We start from the raw sequence: 21495 nt of genomic DNA on the forward strand, positions 1-21495 counted from the left end.
TTATGTTGATCCTGAATGTGTGTGTCAGTACTCGGTCGTTTTTGCTAAAGATTTAAAAACCTGGCTACTTTCCGGGCTGGCGGTGCTTCGCCAGTGGATAACGCCAGGGGTAGTAGCCAGTTCAAACGGCTCGTCATCGTGCGCGCGATTCAGAATGCGCGCCGCGCGCCAGGCCATCAGGCTGAGCTGGGGTTCGGCAATGCCGAGACGGTGCATCCCGGCGTTTACGGCAAACAGGCGGTTGCTCTGCGGACCGTCCCATTCAAGGGTGAAATCGTTGTTGATGCAGAAGGCTTCGTCCGTATCAAGATGCAGGCGATGAGACAGCGGTGCGAGGAACGCAGGCTGCACGGCGCGGTAGCCGGTGGCGAAAATCACCACGTCGCTCTCCAGCTGTTCCTGACCGCCATCGAGATGATGCTGAATGCTCAGGCGATGTCCGTTTTCCTGGCGCGTGAGGGCCGTCACCGAGCGGGATGGCAGGAGGTGAGCCCAGGGTTTTTCACGCAGCACTTCAAAGCGGTGGTACATGGCGCGGTAAATCGCCAGCAGCGATTCCGTGGTAATACCGTCAGAGGTCATCTTCTGCTCGTGCAGCATCTGACGACGGGCCTCTTCACCGAGCGTGGAGAAGCTGTCCACGTACTCCGGCGTGAAGTACTCGTTAGCAAAGGCAGCTTCATCCAGCGCGTTGTAGTTGTTGCGGCGCGATACCCAGTTCAGGCTCCGCGGCTGGCCCCATTCACCGCGGAAGATGTTCAGGAACAGGTCGGCACCGCTCTGGCCACCGCCGATCACGGTGACGCGCTTGCCCGCGAGATCCGGCGTGCGCAGCATCATCTCGCTGGCGTGGAAGCAGGTATCGTCCTGCATCGTGACGCAGTCAGGCAGGTTGATCTGTTTGCCAATCCCCACGCAGACGTGGCGCGCCAGGAAGCGATCCCGCTGGGTCACCACCTCAAACAGGCCGCTTGTCTCATCAAAGCTCACCTGCTGTACCTGCTGGCTGAAGGCGAGGTTGGTGAGGTTTTCCGCCGCCCAGCACAGGTAGTCCGCAAACTCCTCGCGGGAGACGGTGCGCTGCTCGGTGGTCAGGAAGCGGTAGAACTTTTTACGCTGCACCAGGTAGTTCAGGAAGCTGTGGCGGTTGGTCGGCTCCACGGCGCTGACCAGATCCTTCAGAAAGCTGGTCTGCATGTGGCAGTCCGGCACCATCATCCCCGGGTGCCAGGAAAAATGCGGCTTACGCTCAAGGAACAGCGAGCTAAAGCCGTCCAGCCCTTCCGCCAGAGCGGCGATGCTGAGGTTAAACGGGCCAATACCAATGCCGATGAAATCATAGGTTTTCATTGCGCTGACTCCCGGGAGGCGAGAAAAAGAGGGTTATCAAGGTCGGTAACGTAGTTCGGCAGCATGCGGCTGCCGCCGTCGTGTTCGGAGAAGGTCAGTTTGACCGGGTTGAGGATCACGCGAATAATCTGCGGCTTGAAGAGATCGAATTTGGCGAAGCGTTCTGCCAGATCCGGGTGTGCGGCCATATAGCCACGTAATACCTCGGCCAGAATCTGGTAGAAGCGCGTTTCGCTGACGCCGCATTGCAGGGTGAGGTGCGAGATAAAACGCAGCACCGTCACAAAGTTGCCGGTTTGCAGGTCGTGAATGATGTAATCCGCGCTGAGGCGCGCCGTGACGGCCTTCACCTGCTCCGGCAGGCTCTGTGCCTGAGGGAAGTCTTCATCCACCAGGCGCATATCGCCCTGGAAATCTTTCAGCAGGATGCGCTGCGGGACGTAGTCCTTCATCACCAGCGTCACGTTCTGGCCGTGGGCGATCAGCGCTACGCCGTAGCGGCAGAGCAGGTGGTAGAACGGGATCACCGTTGCTTCAAACAGCTTTTCCAGCCACGCGTCGGCGCTTAACCCCGAGTGTTTAATCCATGCGTCGATAAGCGGGCGCCCGGCGTTATCGGTTTCCATCAGCGCCGCCATCAGCACCGCCTGTTCACCGTCCTCTAAATAACAGGACGGGTTCTCGCGCCAGATCACCCCCAGCATCTCCTGATAGCGGTAGGGCGCTTTCGGCAACGCGGCATAGCCCGGATGCGACAGATATCCGGCGGCGGGTTCGCCAAGCACCTGCGCGCCAGAGCGGGCAAGCGTGGCGTCGGTGGCAAACTGCTGTTGCAGCCAGCGCGAGGCCAGCGGCCCGGCGGCAATGTATTTGCCCGGAATGCCGCGATAGCAGGAGGTGTTGTAGATGGTCAGCGGCAGCTTGATGTCATACGGCGCGCGACGGCTGGCGTTGGTGAGCGTGCGCAGGGACTGCTGAGCCAGATACTCATCGCCAAACTCGCCCAGCTCGACCATCTCTCCGCGCGCCAGCTGCGCCAGGAAATGAATGGCGATCTTCTGCTGCCACTGCCACGGGTGCAGCGGCACCGGCAGCCAGCCGTCGTTGAGACCCAACGCCTGCCAGCGGGCGTCAAAGCGTGCGCGTTCGGCGTTGTCCATGGCGCTCGCCAGCAGAGCGTTGATCTCGCAATCGGCATCGCTACTCCAGACCAGATGCTCCCGCTGAACGGCAACCCAGTGCAGACGAAAACGTCCGCGATACTCAGGCGCGTACTGACGCAGCGCGTCCAGCCCCCAGCCGCGGCGGCCTTTGTTGAAAATAAACTTCGGGTGACCGCTCATCAGACACTGTAATTCGTCCGGGTCGAGGTGGATCAGCGCGTCCGCGTCCAGCGCTTCACGCGCCTGCAGCAGCTGCATATCGCCGCGCAGCGTGGCGTAGAGATCTTCCATGTGCTCTGCCGTTTGCGCGTCGCTCATCTCCAGCACTTTCGCCAACTGCAGCAGCGCGCTCTCCGCTTCGACGGCTTCGCCGCTGGCGGTGGTCAGGCTGTCCGGGTCGACGTGCAGCCAGCCCCAGATCCCGCGCGCGGCGCGAAACTGCCAGGACTCGCTGCCCATGGTGATGCGCCAGCCGTCCGACGAAACCGGCTCAGCGCGCAGGGTGCGTTCGTATTCCAGCTCGGCGAGGATCTTCGCCACCATCTCGCGGTTCACTTTCTGCCAGAGCGCGTTCACAGTTCCACCTCGCTGAAGAAGCGGTGACGCTCGCTCATGATCAGGCGCGAGCGCTTGTGCGGGAAGTCGAACTCTTTCATCGTCTCAAAACCGGCGGATGCCAGATGGCGGAACAGGCGCTGGTTGTCGAAGCGCGGCTCGGCGACGATGCGCGCGGTGCGCGGTTCATTGAGATACAGATAGTGGCTCAGGCCGCGCAGCCAGCTACGGATGTACTGCGCGCCGCGCCAGTTCTCTTCACCCACCAGCATGTGCAGCCCGCGGTCAAACGGCTGCCAGCGGTAGTGGCGGCCGATGCGGTCTTCCGCCGCCCAGTAAAGCTCAAAATAGCCGAACGGCTGGTCGTCGAAGCAGCCGATAACCGGGTAGCAGTAGGTCGAGTCAAGCTGGCGACGCAGGTAGCTTTCCTGCTCGGCCTGCGGGCCCGCCATCTCCCAAAAGGCGTTCACGCGCGGGTTGTTCATCCATTGGGTAAAACGCTCGCCGTCCAGCGCCACGTCGGCCACGCGGAAGCTCAGGGTGTGCTTAATTTGCGGATCGTAACGGCGGTACACTTCGCCCTGCGGGCGGCGAGGACGCAGCGGGAAGTACAGCTGACGGCTCTCATCAAACTGCATCCCGCCGCTGGACTGCGGCTGTTCGCCTTTTAGCCACAGCGGCAGCTGCCAGAAGGTTTCACGCGCCAGATAATCCCCGCTTGCCAGACGAAACAGCGCCTGCGCCTGCGGTTCATCCTGCCAGGTTGCCCAGGGCAGGGTGATGCCGGTCAGCGTGGGTGCGGCAACAAACAGCTGATCCAGCGCCTCGGCCAGCCAGCCGTCCGGGATCCCGTTCAGACGCTCCAGCACCGCGCTGCCGTCAAGACCCAGCGTCAGCGGCAGGTTTTTTTCCGTGGCTGTGCAGCGAAAGCCGTAGCCGGAATGGACGATATTCGCAATGGCCATCACGCCTTCTCCTTGTAAAACGGGTTGCTAAAGTCGAAATAGATCACCGCCGGATCGACGATGGTGTTTTCATTGCGATCGTGCAGGTAGCAGAAGAAGTTGCCTTTGCAGTTCCAGGTCGGGCTGTCGAGCACGTAGTCGAGGCAGCGGGTCTGCGCTGCCGTCTTGCGCAGTTCGGCCAGCGCGTCGCGCACCCGGGACATCAGGCTCTCCTCGCTGTCAAAACCGGCGGCGGCAAGGGCGGCGGTGACGGCAAGGGTAGAGTTCAGCAGCAGGTAGTACGGGAAGTAGCGCAGCAGCTGACTGTCGCCGAAGCGGTTTTCCACCTCCGTTTCACCCGCCTCTTTCAGCCACGCGTCGGCCCCTTCGGTCCATGCACTGCCCTGGCAGTCGCGGTAGATAAGCCCGACGGGGAAATCCTGCTGCATTTCAACGAGGATATTCTGCTGGTGTGCCAGCAGGACAAGGCCGTAGTCCGCCTCGGCGCTGAACAGCGGGAGTAACACGCGGTCGCAATAGGCGTCGAGCCAGCAGCGGGCGGCCCGGTCGAGCGGTAATTCCAGACGCTGGCTGAGACGGCGCACCGCCGCGGCCAGCAGGCTATCACCGCCGTCCGGCGCGGCCTGGGTCAGGCTCACCAGCACGTTGGTCTGGGTGTCTGGCGTATCGAACAGCAGGTTGACGCGCAGGGCCATCAGGCTCTCTTCCTGAACGATGCCGTTTTCGTCACGTAGCCCCGCCCAGCCGTCTTCCTGCATCACGCGCATGGTCGGGTAGCGTGCCTGTAAATCTTGCCAGCGTTCCGTTTTCGCCAGGCGCGCCAGGCGCATCCCGCGCTTAACTTCTTTCACCGACAGCGTGCGCACGGAGTTGGTCAGGCGCACGCTGAGGGAGAACTTAATCATGTCGCTGTTGGTTTCGCTGTACAGCGAGCGTGACGAGCTGGTGGGCAGCCACTGCGCGCCCGCTTCGCCCAGATCCTGCAATGAACCTTTTTCCGCCAGACGCTGGCACCACGCCTGCTCCAGCAGATAGTCGGCCTGCCACGGATGCATCGGCAGCAGCCAGCGGGCATCGGTGAAGTGGCCGAGCAGCTCAGGCGCGCTCTGTGCGGCGAAGCGCAGCAGACGTTCGCGCAGGGAGACGTTCAGGCTATCGCCGGCAATAAGCGTGCTCTCAACGGCAAACCAGCGCAGCGGGAAGCGGGAGGCGAAATCAGGCAGATAGCGCCGCGCCTCGGTTTCGTTGAACGGCTCGTGGGATTTTGGCGCAGGGTGAAACGCGTGGCCGACCAGCAGCGCCTGTTCCGCCTCGGCAAACGTCAGCGGTTTATCGCGCAAGGTTGCCCAGCTGTGGCGCAGATCGATTGCCTGCCAGGTGTGCGCATGGCTCTCAAGGACGCGCTGTTTAAAGCGTGCCAGCGTTTCGCTATCCAGTGAGCCTTTTACGGAGGTTTTTTCAAGAATTAAATCAACCAATTGCGTAAAGGTGACGGCGTCACCGCTATCGCTGTCGGCGTGGAGCAGCGTTGCCGGAAAACGATACTGGTGATGCTGGGTGGGCGAAAAATAGCGTACTGGAACCCGAATAGCCTGGGTCTGGGAAAGCGGGATATGAATCTGCGATAACTCATCCGCAGCGGTAGCGGGGTGATAGCGCCAGTCCTTCGTTTCGCGCAGCAGCGCGTTCAAAAAACACTGGGCCGCAACGTCTGTACCGGCGGAGCGGGGCAGAGCACGCATAAAAGTACCTCATTCCATGACTGATAATAATTCTCGTTATGATATTCATTCTGTTTACAGTCGCAACTATTTTTGCAATATTTGTTTTCATAAACTTCATAATTTCCACATATTTATTGACACTATCTTCACAATTCTATGCGCCCAACCTCTGAAACTCTGATGGACAACGTCACCCCGAAAGCGAACTGGCCCCTGGCGCTGTGCGCCGGTTTATTAGGTATCGGGCAAAATGGTTTGCTGGTCATGCTGCCGCAGCTGGTCAGCCTGACCGGACTCACACTCTCCGTCTGGGCGGGGCTACTGATGTTTGGCTCAATGCTCTTTTTACCCGCCTCTCCCTGGTGGGGACGACAGAGCGAGCGGCACGGCTGCAAGGTGGTCATGATCGCCTCCCTCGGTGGTTATCTGGCCAGTTTCCTGGTGATGGCGCTGGTGGTCTGGGCGATGAGCAACGGCGTGTTAAATGCTTTGTGGGGGCTGGCGGGGCTTGTTCTCTCGCGCACGCTGTACGGCCTGACGGTCTCCGGGCTGGTGCCCGCCGCGCAGACGTGGGCCATTCAGCGCGCGGGTCTGGAGAAGAGAATGGCGGCGCTGGCGACCATTAGCTCGGGTCTCAGCTGCGGACGTCTGCTGGGGCCGCCGCTGGCGGCGCTGATGCTTAGCGTTAACCCGGTGGCGCCGCTCTGGCTAATGGCAATAGCACCTTTCATCGCGCTGCTGCTGGTGCTGCGGGAAGTGGCCGATCCGCCGCTGCCGCCGGTGGCACACCAGTCGACGCGGCTGAAGGTATCGATGCTACCGTTTCTGGGGCTGGCACTGCTGCTGGCGGCGCTGGTGAGCCTGATGCAGCTTGGCCTGTCACCGCATCTGCATCCGTTGCTCCAGGGCGACCCGGTGCAAATCAGCCATCATGTTGCGATGCTGCTGAGCCTGGCCGCACTGGCCACGCTCGCGGCGCAGTTTCTGGTGGTCCGCCCGCAGCATTTCAGCCCGATGACGCTGCTCTGCATCGCGGCGGTGTTAATGGTGGCAGGACTTGGGCTGATGTGTCTCGCGGATGTGGCGCTGTTCTATGTGGGGATCGTCATCACGTCGCTGGGGGCGGCCATGGCGACGCCGGGATATCAGCTTCTGCTAAACGACAGGCTGACGACAGGGAAAGGGGCGGGCGTTATTGCCACCAGCCATACGTTAGGATACGGGGTGAGTGCGATGCTGGTGCCTGTCGTAACCCGCTTTTACGGTGAGTCGTTTTTAATTGCTGCCGCATGGGGAATGGCGCTGCTGTTTTTGCTGGTGAGCATAGGGGTGCGCTGCTCCGCGCGTCCCCCTGCTGAAAAAGCTTAATGGACCTGGCGGGATGAATGACCGGCAGGGTCTTCATTTTGTCGCAGACGTTGCAACGGATCCTGCTGGTAAAACTGGCAAAAACGCTGCCACAGCGCCGGGAATCGCGGCGCAAAGAGTTCCGGTGCGCTAAAGAAATACTCTGACAGCACCGCAAAACACTCGGCAGGATCGGTTGCGGCATAGGCATCAATACTGGCCGCGCTTTCCCCCACCAGGTCTATCTCATCCTGGATATTCTCCATCGCCGCATGCAGGTCGTGCTCCCATCCGGCCACTTCACGCAGCGGGATCAGCGGCACGCCGCTGGCGCGATCGCCGTTGCGGGTATCCAGCTTGTGCGCCACTTCATGAATAATCAGGTTGAAGCCTGAGGCATCAAACGAGTCCTGAATATCCAGCCAGTTAAGGATGATCGGCCCTTGCTGCCAGCTCTGACCGGACTGCACCACGCGCTGGTTGTGCACCAGCCCGATGTCATCCTCCCACTCATCATCGACGATAAAGGGGGCCGGGTAGATCAGCACTTCGTGGAAGCCATCCAGCCACTCAATGCCGAGCTCCAGCACCGGCAGACAGAAAAGCAGGGCGATACGGGTATTTTTCAGCGGATCCAGCTCGAACCCCTGTAGCGGAACCAGGCGTTTTTGCTGCAAAAAACGATCCGCCATCTGAACCAGTTTCGATTGTTCATCCGGCTTAAGATTAGCCAGAACAGGGATCGCCAGCGCGTCATCCCACGGCAGCGCCATATCCCGGCCAGCCTCATTCGTTTTCCAGGGCCACTTAATCATCGCTTTGCTCGCAAACTCGTCACTTGAACAAAAAGGGAAAGTCAGGTTCAGTTAAGATGCCAGAAAATCGCTCACTGCGACAATTCCAGCCTGAATAAACTATCATTCGTACGTAGCAGTGGGTAGCGGTTTGCGGGCATCACCTTCATTTTGTGAAGTCTGTCGTAGCCTTAGCCCACAGGTTCAGTGAAGAAATCAGTACGGTATTGAAAAATGAGCGATTTCAAAGGTAACAAGCAGGATCTGCCCAGCCGAGCATGCGTGCACTGCCAGCGGCCTATGACGTGGCGAAAGAAATGGGCGAAATGCTGGGATGAGGTCAAATACTGTTCTGAGCGTTGTCGCAGGAGCCACCGTTGACCGAACTGCGCCTGATTCTGGGCGATCAGCTTAATCCACACCACGGCTGGTTTTATGACTGCAATCCGAATGTCATTTACGTGATGCTGGAACTGCGGGCAGAAACCGCGTATGTGCTTCACCACGCCCAGAAAGTTATCGCCATCTTCGCGGCCATGCGCCGCTGCCTGCCGTTGAAGGGTTTATCCGACAGATTCTCGGCTGGCGGGAGTACGTGCGCGGGATTTACTGGTCGCAAATGCCGGGCTATCGGGAGCTGAATGCCTTAGACCAGCACACCCCGCTGCCGGACTGGTTCTGGACGGGCAAGACGCAGATGCGCTGCCTGGCGCATGCCGTTGGACAGTCGCTCACCGAGGCTTACGCCCACCATATCCAGCGCCTGATGGTCATCGGGAACTTTAGCCTGCTCAGCGGCCTGTCGCTGCAGGCGGTTCATGAATGGTATCTGGGGGTCTACATTGATGCTTTTGAATGGGTGGAGCTGCCCAATACCCTCGGCATGAGCCAGTTTGGCGATGGCGGGTTACTGGCCAGCAAGCCCTACGTCTCAAGCGCGTCATATATTCATAAGATGAGTAACTACTGTCAGGGCTGCCGGTATCAGCACAATCAGCGTACCGGAGAGCTGGCGTGTCCCTTCAATGCCCTTTACTGGGATTTCTTTGCGCGCAATCAGGCGCGTCTGGGTAACAATCCCCGCCTGGGCATCGTCTTTAAACAGCTTGCGAACATGAAGGAAGAGGAGCGGCAGGCCCTTGCCGATCGCGCCGGGTATGTTCGCCTGCATCTCAACGACCTCTGACGTATTTCAACACCGCACCGGTTGCGGTAGGTCAATAAGAGGCTATTATTTTTGACTTTGTTGCGTATTCCCTGACAGGACATCCAGACGCTATGCCCGTGAATTTTGACCTTAACGATCTTTATGCTTTCAGAGCGTTAGTGGAATACGGTAACTTCCGTGTCGCTGCTGAATCTATCTGCTTATCCCAGTCGGCGCTGAGCCGCAGGATTGAAAAGCTGGAAGCCGCGCTGGGAAACCGGCTGTTCGATCGTACCACCCGCCGCGTGGCCTTAACGTTATACGGGCAAAACTTTGCTGAACGCTCCGCGCAGCTGCTCGACAACGTTGAGTCAATGCTCGCGGATGTTGATAAAGTCAGTGAAGAGCGGACGGGGCTGATTACGGTTGCCACGGTACCTTCCGCCGCCTGTTACTTTATGCCTGATGTGATCCGTCGTTTTCAGTCCCGCTATCCGCGCGTTCGCATTAAGATCATCGACAGCAGCGCGGGGAATGTGATTGACGCCGTGGCCCGAAGCCAGGCGGATTTTGGCATCTCCTTCGCAGGAAACTTACCGTCGGAAATTGAATTTTTCCCGCTGGTGGAGGATGTCTATGTTGCGGCGTGCAGAAAGGATCACCCGCTGGCGCAGAAGAGTCATCTGACGTGGAAGGCATTTTATCAGCAGGATAATATCTCCCTCGATAAAACGTCAGGCAACCGTAACCTGCTCGACAGGATGCTGGGGAATATCGTTCCCGAGCGTCCCAGCGTCTGTGAAACGCGCCACGTTACCACGATGCTGGGGATGGTGGAGGCGGGGATTGGCATTGCGGCCGTCCCCGCCATGTCGATGCCGACGTCAGCGCACACGTTGCTGACGCATCTGCCGCTGGTGGCACCGGAAGTGAAACGTACCGTGGGGCTTATCCGGCGCCGGGGGCGCATCCAGTCTTACATTGCGGCTGAACTGGAAAAGCAGATCACCGCGCAGTACCGCCGGACGTAACGGGGATCATCCCCGTCTTCTCGATGACGGTCCTGGAGGGCGGTGAGGCGAGATAGGTCAGCAGCGCTTTCCCCTCCGTGGGATGCTCTGCATGGCGGGTGACCGCACCCGCAAAGCGCGTGATGTATTGCAGACTATCAGGAATTTTCCCGATAAAGGTGACGCCCTGAACCGGCAGCAGCTCGCTGACCTGCTGGAAACCCACGGCGTATTTTCCTTTCGCCACTTCTGAGGCGACCGGAATACGTTCGACCATTGTCGCTTTGCCCGCCACTTCCTTTTCAATCCCCAGCTTTTTGAACAACGCCTGGCTGACATACCTGCCGCTGGCGCTGTCAGAGTAGGCGATGGAGCTGGCCTGTAGCAGCGCGTTACGCAGAGTCGCCTCGCTACTGATATCAGGGACATCCGCACCTTTTTTCACCACCATGCCAACGGGGGAATCTGCGAGTTCAGTTCGCGAGCCCGGCAGGGTCTGGCTGGTTTTTTCAAGCTTCTCCAGCGCATCACCGACCATAATCACCACGTCTGCTTTTTCACCGCGCGCCAGGCGGTTAGGGATGGCCTGCGGCGTAGTGCCCATTGAGGGGCCGGGGATAATCACAATTTTATCCCCGGTGCGGTGTTCATACTCTGGCGCGAGCTTTTCCAGGGCGGCTTTAAAACCGCCCGAGATCATGACGGTCACCTCCTGGGCCAGCGCCGCTGCGCTGGTTGCCAGCAATACCAGCCCGGTCAGTCCTGTACGTATAAATGTGTGCATATCATCCTCTCCAGATTAACGGGCTGTTTGCAGATGCAGCGCGCTGCGACGGTAGAGATAGAGCGTTGCCAGCATGGCACAGACTGCCGCGAAGCTCATCCAGTAGCCCGGAGAGGCTTTATCGCCGGTGTACTCAATCAGGGCCGTTGAAATGACCGGCGTAAACCCGCCGAAGACGGCGGTAGCCAGGCTGTACGCCAGTGAGAAACCGGCCACTCGCACCTCAACGGGCATGATCTCCGTTAGCGCCGGGATCATCGCGCCGTTATACAGGCCGTACAGGAAAGAGAGCCACAGCAGCACGCTCAGCATCATGGAGAAGCTTGGGGCCTGCGCCAGCAGCGTTAGCGCCGGGTAGCTGGTCGCCAGCGCCAGAAGCGTCATGGCAATCAGTACCGGTTTGCGTCCGAAGCGGTCCGACAGCGCGCCGCCTACCGGCAGCCAGATAAAGTTAGAGATCGCCACCAGCAGCGTGACCAGCAGGCTGTCAGAGGCGCTCAGCATCAACACCTTTTTGCCGAAGGTCGGCGCGTAGACGGTGATCAGATAGAACGCAGTGGTGGTCATCGCCACCATCAGCATGCCCGCAACCACAACCGGCCAGTTCGCCAGCAGGGTAGTAAAGACCTGACGCATCGCCAGCGTGTGGCGGCGCGCGCGAAACTCTTCCGTCTCTTCAAGCTTACGGCGCAGGAAAAAGATAAACGGCACGATTAAGCAGCCAAACAGGAAAGGAATGCGCCAGCCCCATTCGCGGATGGCGCTCTCTTCCATCAGCGCGTTCAGGGCAAAGCCCATTGCCGCCGCCACCATAATCGCCACCTGCTGGCTGCCGGACTGCCAGCTGGTATAAAAGCCCTTGCGGCCCGGCGTGGCGATTTCCGCCAGATAGACCGACACCCCGCCAAGCTCCGCTCCGGCGGAAAAACCCTGCAGCAAGCGCCCCATCAACACCAGCAGCGGCGCCCACAGGCCGATGCTCTCATAGGAGGGGATCAGCACGATCAGGAAGGTTCCCGCCGCCATAATCGACAGCGTGACGATCAGTCCTTTGCGGCGGCCAACTTTGTCGATATAAGCCCCGAGGACGATGGCGCCGACAGGGCGCATCAGGAAACCTGCGCCAAAGACGGCGAAGGTCATCATCAGCGAGGCAAATTCACTGCTCGCCGGGAAGAAGGTGTGCGCGATGTAGGTGGCATAGAACCCGAACAGGAAGAAGTCGAATTGCTCAAGGAAGTTGCCGGAGGTGACGCGAAGTATCGCGCCCGCTCTTGCACGAACGGTTGCAGGTGGGGTCGAGGAAATCATGATTGTCTCCAGTTTTATCGTGACGTTATGCTCGTCTGTTTCTGAAAACTGGCTCAATAAAGGGAATTTAATAAGCGCAAATCGCGCATGAACTGATGCGTGCCGTGCATCAATGACAGGGCGTTGACCAGGATTTACAGTTCTAACAATAACTTAACAATTCATTGATTTCTCATTCACCATATTCCACTAAGTGGCTGATATCGCTGTTTTGTGACATCGCGCAGAAGAGAAGCCAGGCAGGGCCTGGCCGAGATGGATGGCTAACCCGCTATCAACAATTTAGCCGCCTTATTGTCGGGTGGCGCTACGCTTACCCGACCTACAAAACCCGTAGGCCCGTGCAAGCGTAGCGGCGCCGGGCGAAACGCGCAGAGTGCTCGTGATCAACAACTTAGCCGCCTTCTACGAGCGGCAGTAATATCAATAAAGTGCACTATTCAGCGCAGCGCCTGAGCTATCGCGCTAAACATCAGCGATGCTTCCAGCGGCTGGGCGCTGAATGACGGTTCCGCCTGCGGCCAGGTTGACCACTGGACGATGACCAGGTTTTCCTTTTGATTCACCATAATCATCTGGCCAAAGATTCCCAGCGCCCAGAGTGAATCTTTCAGCGAATCCTGCACCGCGGGCTTAACCTCCATGGCCGTGGCGGGCACTTCATTATTCCACCACTGATAGCCGTATAACCCTTTCGGATGCGCCTTCGACACCGATCCCGTTGCCTGCGTCCAGTCTGCGGACTGCTTCACCCAGCCTGCGGGCAGGATCGACTTCCCGTTCGGCAATGTGCCGTTATGAAGGATGAATAGACCGAAGCGGCCCCAGTCTTCCAGCGTGGCGTTAAAGCCGTGGGCACCGACGTCGTGCTGGCCTTTGCGGTAGGCATGCCATACGCCATCGCTCGCCATACCGTAAGGCTGCCAAATGCTTTTCTCCAGATACGCCGCGAGCGTCATGCCGGTGGCGCGTTCAAGCACGTCCCCCAGCAGCCATGCGCCGCCCGAGGAGTAGGACCAGCTTTCGCCCGCGGGATGCTCGCGGTGTAACCCCTTCACCAGCGTTCGCACGCAGTCGTAGGTGCCCGGCTTCGCTTCACACTCGGTAAGCTGCGCGAAGTCTGATTTTGGGTTGGTGTAGTCTTCGTTCCACGCCACGCCGGAGGTATGGGTGATGAGCTGTTTCAGCGTTACGCCGTCCCAGGCGGTGCCTTTTAAATCCGGTTCATATTGGGTGATGAGATCGTCCAGGGAATGGATTTGCCCCTCCTTGAGCGCCACCCCCACCAGCGCGGAGACCACCGATTTGCCCACGGAACGCGAGGTCCAGAGCGTGGAGTCGGTATTGCCTTCACCCAGATATTTATAGGCCACTTTGCCGTTCTTCAGCACCAGCATACCGCTGACGTTCTGGCGTTTCAGGTAATCCTGAAAGTTCCAGGTCTTGCCGTTAACCCGGTAACGGGCATCGGTGAGCGGTTTGTCTGCCGCCAGCAGCGGCGTAGCGTTGCCGTGGCGGAACACGTCTCCCGCATAGTTGCGGTAGTCATTACGAAAGCCCACGACGCGGTCGGTCTGGCTCCAGGTCAGCATAGCATGCGCATCCGGCAGTTTCGCATCATACGGGGCAGGACAGGCCGTCAGCTCGCTGCCGTGACAGGCAGCCATGACGGCGGGGGAGAACAGGCTGCTGAAAACCAGACCGGCAAGCAGAGTGAGTTTTAAGGTTTTGTTTTTCATGTTGATCTCGTTTGGTCAGGAAGGGCTTCAGTTTACGAACACGCGGTCTATAATAAAAAACGCGTTATGGGGGAAAATCCCCCATAAATTAATGGGAGTCAGGTGTGGCGACATTGATGTATTCGTTTGCCCAGCTGGAGGCGTTCACCGCCGTGGCTGAGCACGGCAGCCTGATGAAGGCGGCCAGCAAGCTCGGAAAAGATCGCACCACCTTGCGCGATCTGATCGATTTTCTGGAAGACGGTCTGGGCTACGCGCTGTTCGTGCGCGAGGGACGCCACCTGCAATTAACGCCGGAAGGGGAGCAGCTTCAGCGTCAGGCCCATCTGCTGATGCGGCAGGTGAGGGCCTTCGAGGCGTTTGCCAGAGCGGTGCCGGACAGCGCGATGCAGGACATTTCCCTCGTCTACGATCCGTTCACGCCAAGGGCTTTTTTGCAGGCGCTGCTGGCGAAAATGGCGACGCGCAACGTTCGTTTGAGTTTGACCTGCGCCTCGCGCGACGACGCGGAAGCGATGCTGGCGCGCGGTGCGGCCGATCTGGGCATCTGCCAGGCGCGCAATCGTAGCGTCGGTAACGAGATGGAGTGGCGGGCGCTCGGCGCCATTGATATGGATTTTTACGCCTCGAAAGTGCTTTTCAGGGAGAATGCATCGCCGGTGTCGCTCCTCGACCTCTCCCTTGTGCCGCAGGTGGTTATGCACCCTGCGTCTGACGAGCCGGTCGCGCGTCGCCTGCAAATCTCCGGCCATACGATTTTTACCAACGAGCTGGAGATGCTGCGCGGCCTGCTGGAGAAAGGGTGCGGCTGGGGATTTTTGCCGACGCATCTTCAGGCGGCGCGATGGCAAAACGTAAAAAGGCTGCACACCGAAGTGGGCAGCCAGGGGATCGGTCAGACGATGGTGACGATCTGGAAACCGGGCAGCGACAAGCGTGGGTTAATTAATGAAACGCTGTCGCTGCTGCCGGCATTGTGGAAAGACTCAGCGCTGTGAGCACCCTTTACACTGCGCGTTCTGGATCTGCTGGAAGAAATCGTTGCCTTTGTCATCCACCAGGATAAAGGCCGGGAAGTTCTCTACTTCAATTTTCCAGATGGCTTCCATACCCAGCTCCGGATACGCGACGCACTCCAGGCTCTTGATGCTGTTTTGCGCCAGTACCGCTGCCGGGCCGCCGATGCTGCCGAGGTAGAAGCCGCCGTGTTTATGGCAGGCGTCCGTCACCTGCTGGCTGCGGTTACCTTTCGCCAGCATGATCATGCTCGCGCCGTGGGATTGCAGTAAGTCCACATAGGAGTCCATACGTCCCGCAGTGGTCGGTCCGAGTGAGCCAGACGCGTAACCTTCTGGCGTTTTCGCCGGGCCTGCGTAGTAAATCGGGTGATCTTTAACGTACTGCGGCAGTTCTTCCCCGTTGTCGAGCAGCTCTTTCAGCTTCGCGTGGGCGATATCGCGCGCCACGATGATGGTGCCGTTCAGCGACAGGCGGGTGGAGACCGGGTGCGCGGAAAGCTGCGCCAGGATCTCATTCATCGGCTTGTCGAGATTGATGCTCACCACGTCGCCTTCACCCTGTTGACGCAGGGACTCAGGAATATACTGGCCCGGATTGTGTTCCAGCTTCTCAACCCAGATCCCGTCGCGGTTGATTTTCGCTTTGATATTACGGTCAGCGGAGCAGGAGACGCCCATGCCGATTGGGCAGGAGGCACCGTGGCGCGGCAGGCGGATCACGCGAATGTCGTGGGCAAAGTATTTGCCGCCAAACTGCGCGCCCAGACCGAGGTTCTGCGCTTCCTGGAGCAGTTCCTGTTCGAGCTGAACATCACGGAACGCCTGACCGTGTTCGTTGCCTTCGGTTGGCAGCGCATCGTAGTAGCGGGTGGAAGCCAGCTTAACGGTTTTCAGCGTGGCTTCCGCCGAGGTTCCGCCGATAACAAAGGCAATGTGGTACGGCGGGCAGGCTGCGGTACCCAGGGTGCGCATCTTCTCAACCAGGTAGTTTTTCAGCTTCGCCGGAGTGATCAGCGCTTTGGTTTCCTGGTAGAGATAGGTTTTGTTGGCAGAACCGCCGCCTTTCGCCATGCACAGGAATTTATACTCGTCGCCGTCTACGCTGTAGAGGTCAATCTGCGCGGGCAGGTTGGTGCCGGTATTCACCTCTTTATACATATCCAGCGCCGCATTCTGCGAGTAGCGCAGGTTATCTTCAATGTAGGTGTTATAGACGCCCTGGCTCAGGGCCGCTTCATCACCGCCGCCGGTCCAGACGCGCTGGCCTTTTTTGCCCATGATGATCGCGGTGCCGGTATCCTGACAGGTTGGCAGCACGCCTTTGGCGGCAATTTCAGAGTTACGCAGGAACTGCAGGGCAACGTATTTGTCGTTCTGGCTGGCTTCCGGGTCGTTGAGAATAGCGGCAACCTGCTTCTGGTGGGAAGGGCGCAGCATAAACGCGGCATCGTGGAAGGCCTGCTGTGCCAGCAGGGTCAGGGCTTCCGGCTCCACTTTCAGCACTTCCTGGCCGTCGAACTCGGCAACGGAAACGTGCTCTTTGGTCAGCAGATAGTATTCGGTGTCATCGTGCGCGAGAGGGAAGGGGTTCTGGTAGATAAACGGTTTGTTTGACATAGCGTATTGCTCCACAAAAATAAAACCGCCGGAGGAGAAGTCCGGCGGTCAGGAATCAGAACATCATGGACATCCACGGATAACCAATCAGCAGCAGGGCCGCCAGGAAGATGGCACCGAAGATGGTGCCGAGGCGCCAGTAGTCTTTGGTTGGCAGGTAGCCGCTACCGTAGTAAATCGGGCTTGGGCCAGTACCGTACGGGGTGATGATCCCCATCACGCCCAGCGAGGTCACCATCAGCAGAACGAACACTTCCATATTCATGCCCGGGATGGTGGAGGCGATGGTCAGCATCGCTGGCAGCAGCGCTGTAGTGTGCGCGGTGGTGCTGGCAAACAGGTAGTGCAGCAGGTAGAACGCCAGCAGCAGGACGATGGTGGCCACACCCGGCGAGATACCGCTCATTAACAGACCGCCTTCTTTACCCAGCCAGCTGATAAAGCCGGTGGAGGAGAGGCCATCTGCCAGCGCTACCAGCGTGGCGAACCAGACGAAGGTGTTCCATGCGGCTTTGTTACCGGTGATATCGTTCCACTCCAGTACGCCGGTCCACAGCATCAGACCTACGATAAGCAGGGCAGCCATTGCCGGTTCAATCCATGCGGCAGCGAAGATCCACATCAGCAGCGCACAGCACACGAACACCAGCAGCAGGATTTCGTTGCGGGACAGTTTGCCCAGTTTTTCGAGTTCACGGGTCGCCCACAGCGGGACTTCGTCGTTCACTTTAACTTCAGGTGGATAGAACCAGTAAGCCAGCAGCGGCATGGTCAGAATCAGCAGCACGCCCAGCGGCAGGAAGGCGATGAACCAGGTGCCCCAGGAGATGTTGATCCCGACAGTGCTTTTCACCAGCGCCAGCGCCAGCAGGTTAGGAGCCAGAGCAGAAAGGAACATCGAGCTGGTGATACAGGCCGCGGTGATCGCCACCCACATCAGGTACGAACCAATCTTACGCGCGCTTGGGTCATTAGGTTTTGAACCGTACAGCGGCGGCAGGTTAGCGATGATTGGGTAGATAGTCCCGCCGCTGCGCGCGGTGTTGGACGGGGTAAACGGTGCCAGCAGCAGGTCCGCGAAGGTGATAGCGTAACCGAGCGTCAGGCTGCGACGGCCCAGGTACTTCACCAGAATCAGCGCCAGACGGCGGCCGAAGCGGGTTTTGTCATAGCCTGCGGCAAACATGAAGGCACCGAAGATCAGCCAGACGGTTGAGTTACCAAAACCGCTCACCGCCCACTTAAAGGAGGCACCTGCCAGCTTGAATTTCGGGTCAGCCAGCTGTTCCGGGCTGAAGAGTACCCACTGGCTGCAGAGGGCAATGGCGACCACACCGGTCAGACCGATCACCGCACCCGGCAGCGGTTCGAAGATCAACCCCACGATCACGCCAACAAAGATAGCGAAGTAGTGCCATGCGTAAGGCGGCAACCCTTCAGGAACGGGAACAAACAGCAGCAGTACGGCGACAACGATGGGCAGCGCCATCATAAGCAGTCGTTTTGCTTGTCCATTTGATGCCTGATTCGCCACAGGAGGCGTTACAGCAGTTTTTGTATTCATAGTTTCACGTCTTAAGTTGTTAAGAATGCTTTTTATACTGAAAGGACAAATTCGCTTTCTTTAGTTTCTTTTGCTTTATTTAGTTATTTAAGGTGCGTCTTTGTCGTTTCTGAAATAATGGTTTAACGCATATTGGAGTGCGCTAAATTAAAAAATATGATGTTTATATATTGCGCCTTTGGATGCCATAACTATTGATCGCGATCAAAAAAACAGAATTGCCGTCTTATTTTTATTCTTTTTTTAATAACCACTCAGGCGTATGTGGGTATTATGCTTTTTTAAGATTAAATTTATCAACCTGATAACATGATAAAAGTGTGGTTCAATTTAACTTGTTGATATTATTCGTTTTATATTGTTATTGGCTCTATGGTAAGACCATTGTTATTTTAACGAATTTTAAATTATTGTGAACGGGTGAATTATTGTTGCTAACACCAATGTGTTATTAATGTTATCGAAGGGATTAAATAGTTTTTTAACTAACGTAATAACTTTAGAAGCTAAAAAAATCATTATATTACTATCATGACATCGGCATAAAAACGCGAAATAAAACTGAGCCCGATAACGAATTCTTAATTTTTAAAGTTTGGAGTTTTATTATGAGCACTAACGAACGTATTCTAAGCCCCTTCACATTACCGAATGGCACTGAACTGAAAAACCGTTTGTTAATGGCACCCATGACAACCTGCACGGGCTACTATGATGGCACGGTCACCAGCGAGCTGGTGGAGTACTATCGGGCGCGTTCTGGCAGCATCGGGACCATTATTGTCGAGTGCTGTTTTGTTGACGATCTCGGCCTTGCCTTCCCGGGCGCAATCGGCATCGATAACGACGAAAAAATCGCCGGGCTGGCGAAAATCGCGGAGGCGATTAAATCTAAAGGCTCTAAAGCCCTGCTGCAGATCTACCACGGCGGCCGCATGGTCGACCCAAAACTGATCGGTGGCCGCACGCCGGTTGGCCCAAGCGCCGTTGCCGCGCCGCGTGAAGGTGCCGCAACGCCGGTTGCCCTGACCGCTGCAGAAGTGGAAGGCATGATCGGTAAGTTTGGTGAAGCCGTGCGCCGCGCCATTCAGGCTGGTTTCGACGGTGTGGAGATCCACGGGGCAAACACCTATCTGATTCAGCAGTTCTACTCACCGAATTCAAACCAGCGCGACGACGAGTGGGGCGGCAGCCGCGATAACCGCGCGAAATTCCCGCTGGCGATTCTGGATATCACCCACAAAATGGTGCGCCAGTACGCGGACGACGCGTTCATTATTGGCTATCGCTTCTCGCCGGAAGAGATGGAAGTCCCCGGCATTCGCTTTGACGACACCATGTACCTGCTGGAAAAACTGGCGGCGCGCGGCGTGGATTATCTGCACTTCTCCGTCGGCGCGACCCTGCGTCCTTCCATTGTCGACACCCAGGACCCAACGCCGCTTATCGAAAAATACTGCGCGATGCGTTCTGACACGCTGGCGCAGGTTCCGGTCATGGGCGTGGGCGGCGTGGTGAATGCCGCTGACGTCAATGAAGCGCTTGACCATGGTTACGATCTGATTGCCGTTGGTCGTGCGACCATTGCGTACCCTGACTGGACCGACCGCATCGCAGCGGGCGAAAGCCTTGAGCTGTTTATGGACAGCACCCAGCGCGAGGCGCTGAGCATCCCTGAACCGCTGTGGCGCTTCTCGCTGGTGGAAGCGATGATCCGCGACATGAGCATGGGCGAATCTAAATTCAAACCGGGCACCTTCACTGAGAAAGTGCAGGACGACGCCAGCGAGCTGGTGATTAACGTCAGCCTCGAAACCGACCGCATTGCAGACATCGAGCTCGCGTCTGGCCCGAGTGAAGACGTTGAGTTTGTGACCAGCTTTGAAGAGATCCGTACCCGCATTCTGGACGCTAACACTCCGCACGTGGATGCCATCACCGGCGCAACCAGCCAGAGCGAAGCGGTGAAGAAAGCCGTATCCAAAGCGATGCTGAAATCCAGCAAAGCGCTGGCGGCAGAAGAGGGCGTTGACCCGAACGAAAGTAAATGTGTGGACGTGGTGGTGATCGGTAGCGGCGGCGCAGGTCTGGCGGCAGCGATTCAGGCTCACGACGAAGGCGCAAGCGTACTGATCGTCGAGAAAATGCCCACCATCGGCGGGAACACCATCAAAGCCTCTGCCGGGATGAACGCCGCTGAAACCCGTTTCCAGCGCGTGAAAGGCATTCAGGACAGCAAAGAGCTGTTCTACCAGGAAAGCCTGAAAGGCGGCGGTAACAAGAACAATCCGGAACTGCTGCGTCGCTTTGTGGAAAATGCGCCAGAAGCCATCGAGTGGCTGGCAACGCGCGGCATTATGCTTAACGACATCACCACCACCGGCGGGATGAGCATCGACCGTACGCACCGTCCAAAAGACGGCTCTGCGGTCGGGGGTTACCTGATCAGCGGCCTGGTGCGTAACGTCAACAAACGCAACATCGACGTGATGCTGGATACCTCCGTCAGCGACATTATCTTCGAGAACGGTGAAGTGACCGGCGTGCGCCTGACTACCGAAGAGAACGAAACGCTCACCGTAGCCACCAAAAGCGTGATTGTGGCGACGGGCGGTTTCAGCGCCAACAGCCAGATGGTTGTGAAATACCGTCCGGATCTGGAAGGGTTCGTCACCACCAACCATAAAGGGGCAACGGGTGGCGGCATCGCGCTGCTGGAACGTATCGGTGCAGGCACCGTGGATATGGGCGAAATTCAGATCCACCCAACCGTTGAGCAGAAAACGTCGTACCTGATTTCTGAATCTATTCGCGGCGGCGGGGCGATTCTGGTGAACCAGAAAGGGGAGCGCTTCTACAACGAAATGTCGACCCGCGATAAAGTCTCGGCGTCAATCATCGCCCTGCCGGAGAAATATGCCTACATCGTCTTTGATGAGCATGTCCGCACGAAAAATAAAGCGGCGGATGAGTACATCGCGAAAGGTTTCGTGACCAGCGCCAGCTCGCCAAAAGCCCTGGCCGAGGCGCTGGGCATGGATCACCACGCTTTCCTGGCGACCCTGGAACGTTACAACGGTTTCGTTGAAAAACAGCACGATGATGATTTTGGCCGTACCACCGCGCTGCGTGCGCCAATCAATGAAGGGCCGTTCTACGCCATTCAGATTGCGCCGGGCGTGCACCACACCATGGGCGGCGTGACCATTAACACCGAAACCTGCGTACTGGACAGCAACCACAACGTGCTGCCAGGGGCGTTTGCGGCCGGTGAAGTGGTCGGCGGGATCCACGGCGGTAACCGTATCGGCGGTAACGCAGTGGCAGATATCATTATTTTTGGTACGCTTGCAGGACATCAGGCGGCTATGCGTTCGAAAAAGCAGTAAGACCCCTGTGTTGTATG

The 21495-nt window shown here is 58.0% G+C and carries 17 protein-coding genes; 7 read left to right on the top strand and 10 right to left on the bottom strand.

Going from position 1 to position 21495, the window contains the following annotated elements:
* Positions 1-24 precede the first annotated feature (24 nt).
* From AC2T6E_RS09215 to AC2T6E_RS09230, 4 genes are read right to left on the bottom strand one after another with little or no spacing between them, the layout of a single operon-like run.
* The gene (locus tag AC2T6E_RS09215) at positions 25-1350 is read right to left on the bottom strand and encodes a lysine N(6)-hydroxylase/L-ornithine N(5)-oxygenase family protein (protein ID WP_348552660.1); all 1326 of its coding nucleotides are present in this window, start codon (positions 1348-1350) and stop codon (positions 25-27) included.
* Positions 1347-3089, bottom strand: a complete 1743-nt coding sequence (gene iucC / locus AC2T6E_RS09220) for an aerobactin synthase IucC (protein ID WP_486691441.1) — start codon at positions 3087-3089, stop codon at positions 1347-1349. Before iucC ends, AC2T6E_RS09215 begins: the two co-directional genes overlap by 4 nt.
* Positions 3086-4033, bottom strand: coding sequence for a GNAT family N-acetyltransferase (locus AC2T6E_RS09225; protein WP_148399952.1), 948 nt, complete (start codon positions 4031-4033; stop codon positions 3086-3088). Before AC2T6E_RS09225 ends, iucC begins: the two co-directional genes overlap by 4 nt.
* A complete protein-coding gene (locus tag AC2T6E_RS09230) occupies positions 4033-5775 on the bottom strand; it encodes an IucA/IucC family protein (protein ID WP_454539962.1) in 1743 nt (580 codons plus the stop codon). The genes AC2T6E_RS09225 and AC2T6E_RS09230 overlap by 1 nt, the downstream gene beginning before the upstream one ends.
* A 138-nt stretch (positions 5776-5913) precedes the next feature.
* Here AC2T6E_RS09230 and AC2T6E_RS09235 point away from each other — a divergent pair, with 138 nt between their 5' ends.
* Positions 5914-7125, top strand: coding sequence for an MFS transporter (locus AC2T6E_RS09235; protein WP_454539961.1), 1212 nt, complete (start codon positions 5914-5916; stop codon positions 7123-7125).
* Here AC2T6E_RS09235 and mtfA read toward each other — a convergent pair.
* Positions 7122-7919 carry a DgsA anti-repressor MtfA gene (mtfA, locus tag AC2T6E_RS09240; RefSeq protein WP_214605598.1) on the bottom strand — a complete coding sequence of 266 codons (798 nt, stop codon included), beginning with the start codon at positions 7917-7919 and terminating at the stop codon, positions 7122-7124. The genes AC2T6E_RS09235 and mtfA overlap by 4 nt on opposite strands.
* Positions 7920-8132: 213 nt before the next feature.
* Between mtfA and AC2T6E_RS09245 the strand changes: the two genes are divergently transcribed.
* From AC2T6E_RS09245 to psrA, 4 genes are all read left to right on the top strand, one after another.
* A complete protein-coding gene (locus AC2T6E_RS09245; protein ID WP_074147234.1) occupies positions 8133-8279 on the top strand; it encodes a DUF2256 domain-containing protein in 147 nt (48 codons plus the stop codon).
* The gene (locus AC2T6E_RS09250) at positions 8276-8539 is read left to right on the top strand and encodes a cryptochrome/photolyase family protein (RefSeq protein WP_278435817.1); all 264 of its coding nucleotides are present in this window, start codon (positions 8276-8278) and stop codon (positions 8537-8539) included. The genes AC2T6E_RS09245 and AC2T6E_RS09250 overlap by 4 nt, the downstream gene beginning before the upstream one ends.
* A complete protein-coding gene (locus AC2T6E_RS09255) occupies positions 8494-9084 on the top strand; it encodes a cryptochrome/photolyase family protein (RefSeq protein WP_278435816.1) in 591 nt (196 codons plus the stop codon). The genes AC2T6E_RS09250 and AC2T6E_RS09255 overlap by 46 nt, the downstream gene beginning before the upstream one ends.
* 92 nt (positions 9085-9176) lie before the next feature.
* Positions 9177-10076, top strand: a complete 900-nt coding sequence (gene psrA, locus AC2T6E_RS09260; protein ID WP_486691446.1) for an L-proline-binding transcription factor PsrA — start codon at positions 9177-9179, stop codon at positions 10074-10076.
* On the opposite strand, the gene AC2T6E_RS09265 is transcribed toward psrA, so the two are convergent.
* The 3 genes from AC2T6E_RS09265 to AC2T6E_RS09275 all read right to left on the bottom strand — a co-directional run bounded on the left by AC2T6E_RS09265 (position 10051) and on the right by AC2T6E_RS09275 (position 13889).
* On the bottom strand, positions 10051-10839 hold the full coding sequence (locus tag AC2T6E_RS09265; RefSeq protein ID WP_278435814.1) for a substrate-binding domain-containing protein: 789 nt from the start codon (positions 10837-10839) through the stop codon (positions 10051-10053). The genes psrA and AC2T6E_RS09265 overlap by 26 nt on opposite strands.
* 15 nt (positions 10840-10854) lie before the next feature.
* A complete protein-coding gene (gene tcuC / locus AC2T6E_RS09270; RefSeq protein WP_120157903.1) occupies positions 10855-12150 on the bottom strand; it encodes an MFS transporter in 1296 nt (431 codons plus the stop codon).
* A gap of 440 nt (positions 12151-12590) precedes the next feature.
* Positions 12591-13889 (bottom strand): serine hydrolase domain-containing protein, encoded by a 1299-nt coding sequence (locus AC2T6E_RS09275; protein ID WP_447854700.1) that lies wholly within the window; start codon positions 13887-13889, stop codon positions 12591-12593.
* A gap of 116 nt (positions 13890-14005) precedes the next feature.
* Between AC2T6E_RS09275 and AC2T6E_RS09280 the strand changes: the two genes are divergently transcribed.
* Positions 14006-14887, top strand: coding sequence for a LysR family transcriptional regulator (locus AC2T6E_RS09280; RefSeq protein ID WP_100165974.1), 882 nt, complete (start codon positions 14006-14008; stop codon positions 14885-14887).
* On the opposite strand, the gene fumA is transcribed toward AC2T6E_RS09280, so the two are convergent.
* Both fumA and AC2T6E_RS09290 read right to left on the bottom strand, forming a co-directional pair.
* A complete protein-coding gene (gene fumA, locus AC2T6E_RS09285) occupies positions 14876-16525 on the bottom strand; it encodes a class I fumarate hydratase FumA (protein ID WP_447854699.1) in 1650 nt (549 codons plus the stop codon). The two genes, AC2T6E_RS09280 and fumA, sit on opposite strands and share 12 nt — an antisense overlap.
* Before the next feature lie 55 nt (positions 16526-16580).
* Entirely contained in the window at positions 16581-18089 is a 1509-nt protein-coding gene (locus tag AC2T6E_RS09290; RefSeq protein ID WP_108417534.1) for an anion permease, read from the bottom strand.
* 608 nt (positions 18090-18697) lie between these two features.
* On the opposite strand from AC2T6E_RS09290, the gene AC2T6E_RS09295 reads away from it, so the two are divergent.
* Complete coding sequence (locus AC2T6E_RS09295; RefSeq protein WP_486691450.1) at positions 18698-21478, top strand: flavocytochrome c; 2781 nt, start codon at positions 18698-18700, stop codon at positions 21476-21478.
* Positions 21479-21495: the final 17 nt, after the last annotated feature.

The organism is Enterobacter sp. B79-1, from assembly GCF_057444735.1.

Excerpts from the sequence above, each read along its gene's own strand:
- AC2T6E_RS09215 (WP_348552660.1), bottom strand. The coding sequence starts at position 1,350 with ATGAAAACCTATGATTTCATCGGCATTGGTATTGGCCCGTTTAACCTC.
- AC2T6E_RS09225 (WP_148399952.1), bottom strand. The coding sequence starts at position 4,033 with ATGGCCATTGCGAATATCGTCCATTCCGGCTACGGCTTTCGCTGCACA.
- AC2T6E_RS09230 (WP_454539962.1), bottom strand. The coding sequence starts at position 5,775 with ATGCGTGCTCTGCCCCGCTCCGCCGGTACAGACGTTGCGGCCCAGTGT.
- AC2T6E_RS09235 (WP_454539961.1), top strand. The coding sequence starts at position 5,914 with ATGCGCCCAACCTCTGAAACTCTGATGGACAACGTCACCCCGAAAGCG.
- mtfA (WP_214605598.1), bottom strand. The coding sequence starts at position 7,919 with ATGATTAAGTGGCCCTGGAAAACGAATGAGGCTGGCCGGGATATGGCG.
- AC2T6E_RS09245 (WP_074147234.1), top strand. The coding sequence starts at position 8,133 with ATGAGCGATTTCAAAGGTAACAAGCAGGATCTGCCCAGCCGAGCATGC.
- psrA (WP_486691446.1), top strand. The coding sequence starts at position 9,177 with ATGCCCGTGAATTTTGACCTTAACGATCTTTATGCTTTCAGAGCGTTA.
- AC2T6E_RS09265 (WP_278435814.1), bottom strand. The coding sequence starts at position 10,839 with ATGCACACATTTATACGTACAGGACTGACCGGGCTGGTATTGCTGGCA.
- tcuC (WP_120157903.1), bottom strand. The coding sequence starts at position 12,150 with ATGATTTCCTCGACCCCACCTGCAACCGTTCGTGCAAGAGCGGGCGCG.
- AC2T6E_RS09275 (WP_447854700.1), bottom strand. The coding sequence starts at position 13,889 with ATGAAAAACAAAACCTTAAAACTCACTCTGCTTGCCGGTCTGGTTTTC.
- AC2T6E_RS09280 (WP_100165974.1), top strand. The coding sequence starts at position 14,006 with ATGTATTCGTTTGCCCAGCTGGAGGCGTTCACCGCCGTGGCTGAGCAC.
- fumA (WP_447854699.1), bottom strand. The coding sequence starts at position 16,525 with ATGTCAAACAAACCGTTTATCTACCAGAACCCCTTCCCTCTCGCGCAC.
- AC2T6E_RS09290 (WP_108417534.1), bottom strand. The coding sequence starts at position 18,089 with ATGAATACAAAAACTGCTGTAACGCCTCCTGTGGCGAATCAGGCATCA.
- AC2T6E_RS09295 (WP_486691450.1), top strand. The coding sequence starts at position 18,698 with ATGAGCACTAACGAACGTATTCTAAGCCCCTTCACATTACCGAATGGC.